General features: G+C 34.3%; 12 protein-coding genes. 9 read left to right on the forward strand and 3 right to left on the reverse strand.

Going from position 1 to position 14563, the window contains the following annotated elements; genetic code table 11:
- Nucleotides 1-153 precede the first annotated feature (153 nt).
- Complete coding sequence (locus tag CGEO_RS09315) at nucleotides 154-657, forward strand: tetratricopeptide repeat protein (RefSeq protein WP_075495455.1); 504 nt, start codon at nucleotides 154-156, stop codon at nucleotides 655-657.
- Between the two features lie 17 nt (nucleotides 658-674).
- Here CGEO_RS09315 and CGEO_RS09320 read toward each other — a convergent pair whose 3' ends face one another.
- The 3 genes from CGEO_RS09320 to CGEO_RS09330 form a co-directional block, all read right to left on the reverse strand.
- Nucleotides 675-1154, reverse strand: coding sequence for a hypothetical protein (locus tag CGEO_RS09320; RefSeq protein WP_075495453.1), 480 nt, complete (start codon nucleotides 1152-1154; stop codon nucleotides 675-677).
- A 600-nt stretch (nucleotides 1155-1754) separates the two neighbouring features.
- On the reverse strand, nucleotides 1755-1904 hold the full coding sequence (locus CGEO_RS09325; RefSeq protein ID WP_165590151.1) for a hypothetical protein: 150 nt from the start codon (nucleotides 1902-1904) through the stop codon (nucleotides 1755-1757).
- Nucleotides 1904-2149, reverse strand: a complete 246-nt coding sequence (locus tag CGEO_RS09330) for a hypothetical protein (protein WP_075540018.1) — start codon at nucleotides 2147-2149, stop codon at nucleotides 1904-1906. The genes CGEO_RS09325 and CGEO_RS09330 overlap by 1 nt, the downstream gene beginning before the upstream one ends.
- Before the next feature lie 328 nt (nucleotides 2150-2477).
- Here CGEO_RS09330 and topA point away from each other — a divergent pair, with 328 nt between their 5' ends.
- The 8 genes from topA (at nucleotide 2478) to CGEO_RS09370 (ending at nucleotide 13507) form a co-directional block, all read left to right on the forward strand.
- Nucleotides 2478-4550 (forward strand): type I DNA topoisomerase, encoded by a 2073-nt coding sequence (topA, locus tag CGEO_RS09335; protein ID WP_075540017.1) that lies wholly within the window; start codon nucleotides 2478-2480, stop codon nucleotides 4548-4550.
- Nucleotides 4550-5080, forward strand: a complete 531-nt coding sequence (locus CGEO_RS09340; protein ID WP_075493050.1) for a YfcE family phosphodiesterase — start codon at nucleotides 4550-4552, stop codon at nucleotides 5078-5080. The genes topA and CGEO_RS09340 overlap by 1 nt, the downstream gene beginning before the upstream one ends.
- Complete coding sequence (locus CGEO_RS09345; RefSeq protein WP_172658138.1) at nucleotides 5073-6224, forward strand: cation:proton antiporter; 1152 nt, start codon at nucleotides 5073-5075, stop codon at nucleotides 6222-6224. The genes CGEO_RS09340 and CGEO_RS09345 overlap by 8 nt, the downstream gene beginning before the upstream one ends.
- A gap of 83 nt (nucleotides 6225-6307) precedes the next feature.
- Entirely contained in the window at nucleotides 6308-7621 is a 1314-nt protein-coding gene (locus tag CGEO_RS09350) for a citrate synthase (protein WP_075493048.1), read from the forward strand.
- A 6-nt stretch (nucleotides 7622-7627) separates the two neighbouring features.
- A complete protein-coding gene (locus CGEO_RS09355) occupies nucleotides 7628-8410 on the forward strand; it encodes a 3'(2'),5'-bisphosphate nucleotidase CysQ family protein (RefSeq protein ID WP_075493047.1) in 783 nt (260 codons plus the stop codon).
- Between the two features lie 89 nt (nucleotides 8411-8499).
- The gene (locus tag CGEO_RS09360; RefSeq protein WP_075540015.1) at nucleotides 8500-10851 is read left to right on the forward strand and encodes a hypothetical protein; all 2352 of its coding nucleotides are present in this window, start codon (nucleotides 8500-8502) and stop codon (nucleotides 10849-10851) included.
- 133 nt (nucleotides 10852-10984) lie between these two features.
- Nucleotides 10985-12358 (forward strand): GntP family permease, encoded by a 1374-nt coding sequence (locus tag CGEO_RS09365; protein ID WP_075493045.1) that lies wholly within the window; start codon nucleotides 10985-10987, stop codon nucleotides 12356-12358.
- The gene (locus tag CGEO_RS09370) at nucleotides 12359-13507 is read left to right on the forward strand and encodes a glycerate kinase family protein (RefSeq protein WP_075531187.1); all 1149 of its coding nucleotides are present in this window, start codon (nucleotides 12359-12361) and stop codon (nucleotides 13505-13507) included.
- Nucleotides 13508-14563 lie beyond the last annotated feature (1056 nt).

The raw sequence follows: 14563 nt of genomic DNA on the forward strand, positions 1-14563 counted from the left end.
TAGGTGGATAATTTGCAAATTATCCACCTTGACAAGCAAGGTAATAATTTGATTTTTTTCACAAGTTCAAAAAATACGTAAACTATTATATTTTTAAACATAAAATTAAATATTGTATAATATGATAAATTTCTTTTTTAAAAGGATGTAGATATGAAAAAGATGGCTATAGTATTTTTAATTTTTGGATTAGTTGGTTTGATGGCTGGTGAGTTTAAATTTAATCCACAGAAAGATAATTTTAACGAATTGTATAAATTTTGCGCAAATTCATATAGTCAAAAAGGCATTAATTTTGAGGATAAAAAGACTGATAGAGAAGTATGTACAAAATATTTAAATGAAATCTCTGAAGTATATAAGAAAGATTGTGAACTAGGAAATGCTTCAAAATGTCTTACTTTAGCACTTTTGTATCAAAATGGAGAATACAATTTTAGTCAAAACGATAAAAAGTACCTTTTATATGCTAAAAAAAGCTGCGATTGTAATTTTGTTTCGGCTTGTTCTTCTATAGCAGTAAGTTATCATATAAAATCACAGAATGAAAATGATAAAAATATAAAAAAAGAGTATGAAAAACAAGCGAAATATTATTACGAGAAAGCTTGCAAACTTGGTCATAAACTTTCATGTAATAGCATCAAAGGGTTTTAAACCCTTTGATGCTTAGTTTAGAAACCCATAAATTTAAGTTCTATATTTGTTTTTTCTCTATTAAGAATTTGAAGCATTACAGAATTAGCTAAAGCATTAGCCTTAATTCTATTCTTTTCAACTATGAGTTGGCTTTTTGTAATTTGAACCAAATTAGCAAAGTTATATAAGTCTCCACTGAAAACTATTTGTGCTAATGCACCAGCAAATTCCCATAAAGATCCAACACCTTCGGCTAATGTTTTAAAAATGTTAGCTACCTGAACTATTCTAACATTTGTAACAATTTCTCTGCCCATTGTATTAACAATATCTATAATATCTTGAGTTACATCACTATAGCTGTATCTATCAACATTGTATCCAACATAATCACTTGTATAAAATGCTTTCAAGAATCCAAAAGTTACTGCTTGTTTTTGCTCAAAACTTAACTCTTTTGGCGCAATATTCCTAAAACCTGCAGTAATACCCATATCATTCATAATTTCACTCATCATTTTTCCTTTTTGTAATTGTAAATTGTGTTGTTATTTTCGTGTCCAACACTGATTAGACCGCCACATCCTCCAATGATAGCAGCAGCCAACATGATAAAAAATATTCTTTTCATCTTAGCCCTCCAGTCTGTTGTAATTCGGACAAAAAGAGACTAAAAACATCTGTAATTCTTAAATTTAGGGTATGAATTACCCAAACAAAAACCATAAATTTTAGGCATAAAAAGCCTGTTTGATTTTTTATAAAAACCTTGTAAAAATACTAGTAAAATATATAAATGTTTTTGAAAATGGCTATTAAAAAGCCCTTGAATGTTTGGAAGTCCCTAAATCCGAATTACAGGAGAATTATAACAGTTTTGAACTTAAAGACTGATATAAATTTGCTTATATTTTTTTGAAATTTTCACGAAAGAAATTTATAATTTTTGAGCGAATTTTTAGTTCGTTTTAAAGGCAATTAACGTCGCTAAAACAGTTAAATTTAATAAATATTTATACTTAAATATAGATAAAATTTTAATAGTTTGAAAAGGTATAACATAGCCTTTAAAAATCAAATCTCTTATATTGTCTTTAATAAAAAATTTGTTCTTTCTAAGGCGATGTGATATAAAAGAGGTGCTTTCTATGCTTTATAAACAAATCGTTGTAAAAATTGTCTGCAACTTGCGGGATTTTATCAGAATAAAACTCTAAAATAACTTTCAGCTCTACTTCAAATTGCTCACTTAATACAATTTCCATCAAGCACCTAAATTTTTCAAATAACCTCTCATTTCAATATCAAATTCGCCTATGCTTTGATATTTTACTTTACCGCGCTTATCTGCTTGGATAATCTCTCCTAGCTTTTTTTGGTCTATTTGGCTTAAATTACTCTGTTTATCATAGCTTTCAAAAATTGCTGTTGAATCAATCTTAAAAAGCAAAGCCTTTAGCGCTTCAAGAGTGGTTTTATCTGCTTGGATTTGGATGTTAATCAATGTCATCTCATCTCCTTTTTTCTCTTTTTATAAACTACATTATATCTAAAATTTACTAGACCTTTTAACTAGCTTAAGTCCTTTTTTAACACTATTTTTTGCTTTTTATTAACCCTACATCTTGCTTATTTACACTTTTATCAACGCTTTTTATAAATTTATGCCTAAATTTTATCAACTTTAATTTCATAAATTTATCTTTTTTAACATATATTAGATACAATAAGCGTTAAAAATTTTTAAAGTATCATTTAGGCTATTTTTTAGAACCTATTTACATAGATACTGCTTTTTGATAGAATAAACAAAATTTCGTGTTTTTAAGGTTAGAATAATGAAAAATTTAATTATCGTGGAGTCTCCTGCTAAGGCAAAAACTATAAAAAAATTCTTAGGAAATGACTATGAGGTTATCGCCTCAAAGGGGCATATTAGGGATTTACCAAAGACAACTTTTGGTATTAAAATCGAAGATGATAAATTCGTTCCCGAATACCGCGTAAGCGTAGATCACTCAAAAGTGGTAAAAGAGATAAAAGATCTAGCCAAAAAAGCCGAGCAAGTATACCTCGCAACCGATGAAGATAGAGAAGGAGAAGCTATAGCCTATCACATCGCAGTAGCTATCGGCAAAGAGCCAGAGTCTCTGCCTCGAATTGTCTTTCACGAAATCACCAAAAACGCCATTCAAGAAGCGCTTAAAAACCCACGAAAACTAGACTCTGCTAGCGTAAACGCGCAACAAACTAGACGTTTGCTAGATAGAATTGTCGGATATAAACTAAGCCCTCTTTTAAATCAAAAAATCCAAAAAGGCTTAAGCGCAGGTCGTGTTCAAAGCTCAGCACTTAAAATCATAGTCGATAAAGAGCGTGAAATTCAAGCTTTTGTGCCAGTTGAATACCACAGCATAGATGCGATTTTTAAAAAAGATTTAGAAGCCGAACTTGTTAAATTTGAGTCTAAAAAGATGGATAAACTCTGTGTTAAAACAGCAGATGAAGCCGCTAAAATCGTCCAAGCTGTAAAAAGTGAAAAATTTAGCATAAAAGAAATCGAAAGCAAAGAGCGAAAAACAAACCCAACGCCACCATTTATGACTTCAACTTTACAACAAAGCGCAAGTTCAGCCCTTGGTTTTAGCCCTAAAAAGACGATGATGCTCGCTCAAAGCCTGTATGAGGGCGTAAACACGCATGAAGGCGGAGCGATAACTTATATGAGAACAGACTCGCTAAATATCGCAAAAGAGGCGCTAGAAAGTGCAAGAGAGCATATAAAAGTAAATTTTGGCGAAAAATATCTGCCTAAAAGCCCAAATTTCTACGCCACAAAATCAAAAGGCGCACAAGAAGCCCACGAAGCAATCCGCCCTACAAACCTTGCTTTTACGCCACAAATCGCAGCTAAAACTTTGCCAAAAGATGAAGCGAAGCTTTACACGCTTATTTACAACCGATTTTTAGCTTCACAGATGACTCCAAGCGTTTCGCTTTTGCAAAATGTTTTTGTTGCAGGAGAAAAAAGCGAGTTTAAAATCAGCGGTAGAAAGGTAACTTTTGATGGATTTTACCGCGTTTATGGAGATTTGGATAAGGATAAAATTCTGCCAAATTTAAAAGTTGGTGATGAGATGTTAGTTCAAAGTATTAAAAGCGAGCAGCACTTCACAGAGCCGCCTGCTAGGTATTCTGAAGCAAGTTTGGTTAAAAAACTTGAAAGCTTGGGTATTGGAAGACCATCAACTTACGCGCCAACGATTTCTTTACTAACTGCAAGAAAGTATGTAAATTTAGAGAAAAAACAGCTCATTCCAACTGAAATCGCCTTTAAAATCACTGAAATGTTAGAGCAAAATTTCCAAAATATCGTTGATAGCGAATTTACATCTAAAATGGAAGAAAAGCTAGATCATATCGCCGAAGATAAGGCTGATTGGCAAGAGATTTTATTAAATTTCTATCATCCATTTATGGAGAAAATCGCCAAAGGAAAAACCGATATAAAAAGTCAAAAAGTAGCCATTCCAACCGGCGAAATGTGCCCAGAATGCGGAAAAGAGCTAGTTAAAAGAAAAGGAAGATTTGGCGAGTTTATCGCGTGTTCTGGCTTTCCAAAATGCAAGTATTCAAGAAATTTAAAAAATGAAGAAGCGCCTAAAAAAGAGATTAAAACTATCGGCATAAAATGCCCAAAATGTGGCGTTGGCGAGATAGTTGAACGCTTTTCAAGAAGAGGTAAATTCTATGGCTGTTCGGCTTATCCAAAGTGCGATTTTGTAAGCAACTATGAGCCGACAGAAAAAATTTGCCCAGAGTGCAAAAACTCACATTTAGTTAAAAAAGAGCTTAAAAAAGGTACATTTTTAGAGTGTCCGGCGTGTAAATTTAAAGAGCAGATTGATTAATGATAACTTTAGGCATCATCTCAGACTCCCACCAAAGGGTTGATATCGCAAAAAGCGCCATTAACTACTTAAAAGATAAAAAGATAGATTTATTGCTTCACGCTGGCGATATCGTTAAATTTCAAACTCTTGAGCTTATGAAAAAAAGCGGGATAAAATACCGAGCCGTGCTTGGTAACAACGATACAAATTTAAAAAAACATATGAAGAAATTTGAGCTTTTTGAAGAGCCGTATAACTTTAAATTTGAGGGCTTAAAAATAAGGATGATGCACTATCCGTTTTATTTCTCAAATGACGCTGATATCAACATTTACGGGCATACTCACTACTTTGTCGCCGTGCTAAATAAAAACCATTTGTATATAAACTCTGGTGAAATTTGCGGTCGCAAAAAACCGCTTTTTGAGTTTGCTTACCTAACTTATGAAGATAAAAAATTTAGAGTTTTCAAAGTCTGGAGTGAAGCTAGCGAAAAACCTGTTTGGAGTGAGAGAGAAATTTTACTTGATGGAAACAACGATGGGTGAGATACAAATTTTAATAGTTTTAGCCTTTATAATCTTTGCTTCCCCATATATCGCTAAATTTATTAAAATCCCAGTCGCGCCCACCGAAATCATACTTGGCATTATATTTGGTAGCCTTGGATTTTTCCCTGAAAATGAGTTTTTTAAAGTTGTTGCTGATGTTGGATTTTACTATCTGATGTTTTTAGCAGGAACAGAAGTCGATTTAAAAATCTTTTTCACAACCGAAAAAACGGTGCTAAAACGCTCTATTATATTTTTAGTACTTTTATATATCCTTTCTATTTTGCTAGTTTACACGCTTAATCTTAGCTATCTTTTTATAATCGTTATGCCGATTATCAGCATAGGAATTCTCTCAACTCTTTATAAGGACTATGGAAAAGATGAGGAGTGGTTAAATACCGCCATGCTAGTTGGAGTTATCGGAGAAGTCGTAAGTATCGCGCTTTTAACCATTTTAAATGCTTATTTAAAATACGGCTTTGGCGCAAGCTTGTTTATAAATTTAGCCGCACTAGTTGGCTTTTTAGCTATCACAACGATAGTGTTTAAAGGGCTTGATCTGTTTTTTTGGTGGTATCCTAGTATCAAAAAAATCCTTATGCCACAATACGACAAAGAAGAAAAAGATATCCGCCTATCTATGGCGCTGCTTTGCTTTGTTATCGCCGTGATGATAATACTTGATTTAAAAGTTGTCATTGGCGCGTTTATTGCAGGGACTTTGATACCGACATTTTTTGATCATAAAAAAGAGCTTCCGCACAAGCTTTCAAGCTTTGGTTTTGGATTTTTAGTGCCTATTTTCTTTGTTTATATCGGCTCAACTGTAAATTTAGACGCACTTTTGCTTCCAGGAGTCGTGCCAACAATCTTTCTTATAACAACCGCTATGCTTATAGTTAGACTTGTAGCTTCGATAATTTTTATACCAAATTTAGGGCTTAAAGGAAGCGTTTTGTTTGGAATTTCGCTTTCGATACCGCTAACTTTGCTGATAGCAACCGCAGCGATTGGGTATGAGACTAAGTATATCTCGCAAGATGTGTATTACTCGCTTATCTTAGCTAGCCTTTTTGAGGCGATTATCTGCTTGGTGATGATAAAGGTAATCTACAACTTTAAACTTAGCAAAAAATAAATTTGTAGATATTTAACAACACCTTGTTTTTAATACTTTTTTGGCTAAAATTTGCAAACACAAATTCATATTAAGGAAAAAGTATGGCAAACACAGTTACTCTTACAGATAACAGAAACGCAAAAAGTTACGATTTTCCTATCCTTGATGGAGCTCTTGGTCCATCAGTTATAGATATTTCGTCTTTATACAAAGATACAGGCATGTTTACATTCGATAGAGGTTATACCTCAACAGCGATGTGTAGATCTAGCATAACATTTATAGATGGCGAAAAAGGCGAATTGCTTCATAGAGGATATGATATCGCTTGGCTTGCAGAAAACAAAATCTTTCTTGATGTTGTTTATCTACTTTTACACAAAAAACTCCCAGATGACTTAGAGCTAAACGACTTTAGAAAAGAGCTCAAAATTCGCTCTTTCATAAACGAAAAGATGTTAAAACTCTTTGACGCTTTCCCAGATCGCGCTCATCCGATGGCTGTTTTACAAGCGTGTATCGCAACTCTTAGCACATACTACTCACGCGATATGAACTATGATGATCCAAAAGAGTATATGGAGCTAGCCATTAGACTTGTAGCTAAACTACCTACTCTAGCAGCATTTTACTATCGCCATGTTATGGGATATCCTATCGTTTATCCAGACTTAGATCGTGGATTTACAGAGAATTTCTTATATATGATGAGATCTTTCCCACACTCACATGTAAATATTAAACCTATTGAAGTAAAAGCTCTTGATACGCTTTTAATGCTCCATGCAGATCACGAGCAAAACGCCTCTACAACAACAGTTAGAACAGTTGGCTCAACTCATTCTCATCCATATTCGTGTATAAGTGCTGGAATAGGCGCACTTTGGGGGCATGCTCATGGTGGCGCAAATGAAAGCGTTATCAAACAACTTGAGATGATAGGCTCAGTAGAAAACGTTGATAAATACATTAAAAAAGCAAAAGATAAAGATGATCCATTCCGCCTAATGGGCTTTGGACACAGAGTTTATAAGAACTACGACCCAAGAGCAAAAGTGCTAAAAGGACTAAGAAATCAACTAATTGATGAAATTGGAATTGACTCAAATTTAATCAAAGTCGCAAACAGAATCGAAGAGATAGCGCTTACTGATGATTATTTTATTAGTAGAAATTTATATCCAAATGTTGATTTTAACTCAGGACTAATCCTAAAAGCGCTAAATATCCCAACAGAGATGTTTGCTGTAATGTTTGTTATGGGGCGCGCTCCTGGCTGGATGGCTCAATGGATGGAGTTAAAAGAGCAAGCAAACGTTAAAATTGTTCGCCCACGACAACTCTACATCGGACCAAAAGATATCACGCCTGAACATGTAGGTCCAAAAGATGTCGAACTAAAATCTAGGAAATAAAGCTTTATGAAAGAGCTTTTAAGCCTTGCTGTGCGTGCTGCAAAGTGCGCTGGCGAGGCGATTTTAAAACACTATCAAAACTACACTCTTTTTCAAAAAAGTGATAAATCCCCATTAACTACTGCCGATTTGGCTGCAAATGATGAAATTTTTAAAATTCTAAGCCAGACAAATATCCCGATTTGTTCTGAAGAGAGCATTTTAGATGATGACTTAAGGCTAAATTTAGATAAATTCTGGCTTGTAGATCCGCTTGATGGTACGAAAGAATTTATCGCACAAAATGGCGAATTTTGCGTTTGTATCGCTTTGATTGAGCGTGGCAGACCGATTTTAGGCGTGATTTATATACCTATAAAAGATGAAATTTTTTATAGTTGCATTGGTGAAAAACTTTATAAAAATGATGAAATTTTAAAACCTCTTGATAAATCGCCAAATTTATTTTTACTTGGAAAGCATGGAAACTCAAAAAAGGGATTAAGCTTAGCAAATTCACTAAATTTAGAACCTTTTAGAATCGGCTCTGCGATTAAATTTTGTATATTGTCGCAAAATAAAGCTAGTGTTTATGCTAGATTTGGCGCTTCTTCGATATGGGATATCGCTGCTGGGGAGTTTTTGCTTACTCAAAGTGGCGGAGTTTTAATCGACTTAAAAACCAAAAAGCCACCACTTTATAATCAAAAAAACCTTATAAACAACCCATTTATCGCACTTGATTCAAATAGCTTAAATTTACTTAATCAAAGTTTTGAAATCATAGAGAAATTTGCAACTACAAAATAAATTTAATATATTATAATATCTTTAAAATACAACGCTATAAATAATAAATATTTATAATACGCAACAACACAAGAGCCTTACTTCCACAAATGCAAAGCGGTAGATTTTACAATGAGTTTAAATCAAGAGCTAACCCAAATCCACAAGTAGCAGATGATGTAAATGATGTGAATTTAGATGGATTTAGAAATATGGACTATGAAGCATTTGGTATAAATCCACAAGATTTGGCACAGCAAACGCCAAATTTTAAATTTAGTAGCGTAGATGATACAACCTCTAGGATTTTTGATAATCAAAACATAGTGCCAAATCAAGGGCTAAATCAACCACCAAAGCCACAAAGTGGAGTTGATATTATAGAACAATTAGCAAATTTAAATAGAAGTATGAAAGGACAACCGCCATTAAGACCACAAGAGCCAAACATAAATCCACAGCAACAATCATCGCTAGATAGCATAAACAAAACAGGACTAAACGATGAACTAGCTAAAGAAGCAGAAGTCTTTACAAAAAGAGGTTTTGTTAATCAAAATATGGCTAGTAACATAGCAGGTATGACTGCTGGTGGTGGTATAGGTGCAACTCTTGATAGAGAAAATCCTACAAGGGGGTTTATACTTGGTGCGGTAGCTGGTGGATTAGGAACGGATGTTTTAACAAGGGCTTTAACTCCACAAAACACAAAAGCTTTAGCAGTTGAGATGTTATCTTCTGCTCCAAAAGGCAAATCAGTTAGCGATGTAATGAGTGCTATAAACAATATCGCTAAACTAGCAGTTGGTAAAAATGCAAGTTATGCTGATAAGTTAGATGATTTAAAAAATAGCATAGGCGATATTTATTCTAAAATAAAAAAACCAACTAAAGAACAAAGCGATATGCTATCTTTTATAAATGGAACTAGAGAATTTGTATCACTTGGATATGATAAAGAGTTAGCAGGAATATCAAGAGTTTTAAGTAAAGGTTATCAAAATGACGTATCAGGAAAAGGCTTAAAGCACTTTATAACAAAACATTATGGCGAGGGTGCAGAGGGCGAACTTAATGCAAGAGAGGTTTTAGACCTTTATAAAACTATTGTTAATGGCACAAGAAATGAAACGGCAACTAGTGTATCTTATATTAGAACTTTAGATAAATTTAATCCTATAACAAAACAAAATGAACCTATAAGATTTGAGGTATTTTTTGGTAAAAATGGGAATGAATTAGATTTGATAAGCTATTATTCAAATAGGAATTTGGATGGGGGCATCTCGAGCACTAATGCTATTAACCACCACTCTGGAATCCCGCAAAAGCAAGATAGCGTTCAAGCGACATCGGTTAGCACACCCATCTCTGATAAAACTATACCACCAAATCACTTAAACTCTACTAAAATGAAAGGCGGTTATACAACTCAAGTAATGACTCATAACATATTAGCTGCTAGTTTAGGAGCAGGTTTAGGCTCAGCTTATGCACCTGAAGATAAAAGACTAGCTGGAGCTGTTGCTGGAGCATTTGGGGTGATGGGATTAGCTAATGTAAGTAGCGTTTTTAATGCAGTTAGAAACATAGTAAGAGATACAGGTATAGATAATGCTATAAAAGCTGGAGTAGATAAAACGATAGTAAAAACAGCAAATAAATTCTTAAGCGATGAAGCAAATAAAATTTGGGGCGATGTAACTGGTGGAATGCTAAATGAACTAAAGCTTAAATTTAGTAATACATTAGATGAAAGCTATGAAGTAGCAAGAGATAAAGTAACTGGAACTATGAGTAGCTACTATAACAAGATGGTTGATTTAAGTGCAGTCTTATCTAAAATCTCAAAAGAGGATAATAAAGCCTTATATGACTTTTTCGTTAATGGAGCAAAAATAGATACACTAAAACCTGAACTTAGAGAATTTGCAAATAATGCAAGAGAGCAGATAATAAAAGAGTTTTCATATCAAGTAGATAGTGGGCTAATATCAAAAGAGGTAGCTGATGAGTTTGGCGGTAACTTTTTAAGTAGGGTCTATGAAAATGAGAAGTTAGCACACAAATTTAAAGAGTATTTTTTTGGTTCAAACAGTTTTACTGTGGATAAAATGTATGCAAGAGGAACAACTAAAACAGTAGATGAAGCGACATATAATAGCTTGTTAAAAGGGGATTTGTTTGAGGGAAGCAAGATAGCAACTAAAGGCGATAAAGGCTTTTCACAAGAGGGAAAATGGATACTAGAGGGGCAAAAGTATAATAGTCTAGGCAAAAAAGAGTATATTTTAAGAAGAGATTACACATCAGCAGAGCGTGAAGCTATGGGCGAAGTTACTGATGTAGCTAAACTTTTACCTCAAACTCTTTATAAGATGACAGAAAGAAGAGTTAATAATGAGTTTTTAACGCAGATATTTCTTTATCACCAAAGCGCCTTTTTACTCATCATCTTTTAACAAGTGAGCTGTTTTGCTACTTTGTTTAACCTTAAAAAATAAATTTAATAATTAAGCTAAAATATTTCTCAAAAAAAGCATTATCTAAATCACGAAAATGTATAATAACTAAATTTAACTCAAAGGAGAGAAAATGAGCGGTATATTTTTACTCATAGCGTTGGTTGTGGCTATCGCGCTTGTGATATTTATGATTTCTAAGTTAAACATCCACGCATTTTTATCGCTAATGGCAGTTTCGTTGCTACTTGCGATTGTGGTTGGACTTCCACTTGGTAAAATTCCAGGCATTATAGGCTCTGGATTTAGCGGAATTTTTTCAAGCATAGGTATCGTTATTATCTTTGGAGCGCTTATTGGCACGATTTTAGAGCGAACCGGAGCGGCGTTAAAACTTGCTGATATGGTTGTTGGATTTGTCGGTGAAAAACGTCCAAATTTAGCCATGCTTATCATGGGTTGGGTCGTTGGAATTCCTGTTTTTTGCGATAGTGGTTTTGTCGTTTTAAATCCCATAAGAAAAGCTCTAGCGCAAAAAATCACTCAAGCAAATCCTATCGGTATGGCAGTTGCTTTAAGTGGTGGACTTTATGTTTCGCACGTACTTATCCCGCCAACTCCAGGTCCGATTGCTGCTGCAGGCTCTCTTGGTATGGGCGAGCAACTTTTGATGGTGATTTTAGTTGGTGTGCTTATTAGCATTCCTGTTATGATAGCTGTTTATATCTTTTCTAAATTTGTTGATAAAAAAGAGGTTTTAGATAGCGATAGAGTTGAGATCTCAAAAACATATGAAGAGCTAAAAGCTGGTTTTGGCACGCTTCCTAGTGGCACAAACGCACTTATGCCTATCCTTGCTCCTATCGTTTTAATGGCACTTGGCTCAATCGCTGCTATTTTAAAAGTAGATGGCATGGTTGGAGATATATTTAAATTTTTAGGCGCTCCTATCATCGCACTTGGAGTTGGTGTTATATGTGGCGTTTATCAGCTTTATAGCACCAAAAAACTAAGCGAATTTAACGAACTAACTAATGAAAGCCTAAAAGTCGTTGGACCTATCATCTTCATAACCGCAGCCGGTGGCGTTCTTGGTAAGGTTATAACAGAAGCTGGATTTGTTAGTTTTATCAAAGATAATGCCGCTTATATAAGCACTATGGGGATTTTCTTTCCATTTATCATAGCAGCTGTTTTAAAAACCGCTCAAGGCTCATCAACTGTGGCTATCGTTACGACTGCTGCGATTTTAGGCTCATATGCTGATCCTAGCTCGATGATGAGCGCGCTTGGACTTACTTCAAGCTTCGCAGCAGCGCTAACTGTTATGGCGATAGGTTGTGGAGCTATGACTGTATCTCACGCAAACGATAGCTACTTTTGGGTAGTTAGCAACTTCTCTCATATGAGCGCGCAACAAGGTTACCGAACGCAATCGCTTCTAACGCTTATCATGGGTGTGGTTGGCGCGATTAGCGTTTATGTCGTATGGCTGGTAGTTTGCTAGATGAAAGTTGTTATCGCAATCGACTCATTTAAAGGCTGTTTAAGCTCGCTCGAAGCAGGAAATGCTATAAAAAATGCCATCGCTTCACTTGTAGATGAGGTTATAGTTGTGCCTATCGCCGATGGTGGAGAGGGAAGCGTTGAAGCTATGATAAGTGCGATTAAAGCTAAAAAACGTGAAGTTTTGAGCCTTGACCCACTTGGGCGCGAGCTAAAAACAAACTATGCTTACGTAGACAATCAAGCCATAATGGAAATGGCAAGTTCATGTGGGCTAACCTTGCTTGATGAAAATGAGCGAAACCCGGAGCAAACTTCCACTTATGGGCTTGGTTTGATGATAAAAGATGCTCTAAAATTAGGTGTGCGTAAATTTATAATAGGAATTGGCGGAAGTGCTACAAATGACGCTGGAATGGGAATGCTTAAAGCGCTTGGCTTTGAGTTTTATGATGAGTTTAAAAACCCTCTTGCGCCAAAAGGTAAAAATTTAGCCAAAATCGCTTCCATAAGCGATTTAAACGCTTTAAAAGAGCTAAAAGAGTGCGAGTTTTTAGTCGCTTGCGATGTAAACAACCCGCTTTTTGGAAAAAGCGGTGCCGCGCACATTTACGGCGTTCAAAAAGGCGCAGATAGCGCGATGATAGAACGCCTTGATATGGGGCTAAGAAACTTTAGCAAGATCACAAGTGAGTTTTTTGGAGTTGATAACTCAAATTTAGCTGGAAGTGGCGCAGCTGGTGGTCTTGGGTTTGGACTAGTTAGCTTTTTAGGAGCAAAACTTCAGCCTGGATTTGAGATAATTTCAAATGTTGTAGGGCTTAAAGACAAGCTTGTTGGCGCAGATTTAGTTATAACTGGCGAGGGGCGATTAGATTATCAAAGCATAATGGGCAAAACTCCAAGCGCGGTAGCAAAACTCGCCAAAACAAACGCTAATGTCACAGTTATCGCTCTTGCTGGAGCTATTAGCGATGGAGCAAAAAGCTGTAATGAGTGCATAGATGCTTATTTTTGCATACAACAAGGCGCGATTAGCCTTGCGAAGGCTCTAAAACCAGAAGTTGCAAAGGCAAATTTAAGCGCTGTAAGTTTACAGGCTTTAAGGCTTTTTTTAGCTAGTAAAAGCGCAAAAGATAGTCACCACTAGCAAAATTCAAACAGTAGGCGTTGGCGAGATTCAACCTCTACTGTTTGAAATTTATCTAAAATAATTTTTTGCTACTAAAAATCTAAATTCTTGCTATTTTTAAATTTTACCCACTAAATTTATAAAATTTAGCAGAAAATTAAGTTTTTATTGTTTGGTAGAATTTTCATATCGTTTAAATTTAGCCTTTGTTATTTGTTTAAAATCGCATAAAAAGAATTTAACTTACCACTATTTAAAATTTAGCCTTTGCTAGAAACTTATTTTGCATTTAAATTTAGCCTAACAAAATGTTTTTATTTTACTATTTATCAAATTTTTTGCCATTTATAGGTTTAAAATTTAAGATAAATTGGTTGTTATCTGACATCTTATAAAAGCGCTTAAAAGCTAAAATTTTTACTATCACTAAAATATCTTTATGCGTTTAAGTTAAAAAAACGATATAGCTTGCTTTACAAATCTTGCTTTTTAACTTTTTGGCATAAGTTTTATGTATATATAGTAAAATTACAATTATTAAAATTTATATAATTTTAGCTTTCGCCACTTGCTAAATATTTTAAAAATCTAAATTATTATTTAAAACCAAATTTTGTTTTTACAAATTTTGAGTTTGCAAATTCTAACAAAAACATAATTTAGCCTTTGTAAAATAAAAGCTTTCCAGCCGCGCACGCTCTTGCATACCACTTAAAAATCAACCCAATCTTATTTTATAACTCATAATAAAATTTGTGAAATATATAGCAAAAGATGATTTAAGAAATTTAAAGATATTTTGTTATTAAAAGCTATGAAAAATAACAAAATTCGCGTCGTATCCGCTAAATTTCACTGTTTTATACGCTTTTTTTGTTAAATTTATACTAAAATTATAAAAATTTATGAAATAAAGAGTAATCAAAACGCCAAATTTATTCAAGCAAATTTTAAATACACAAAACACATCTTTAAATTTAACTATCTCTAGGCTAAATTTGATAACTAGAACCATGCAAAATTATCAAATTTAGCCAAAAGTATAAAGAACTCAAAACTATCGCTTAAGTCAAA

Source organism: Campylobacter geochelonis (assembly GCF_013201685.1).
Lineage (GTDB): Bacteria > Campylobacterota > Campylobacteria > Campylobacterales > Campylobacteraceae > Campylobacter_B > Campylobacter_B geochelonis.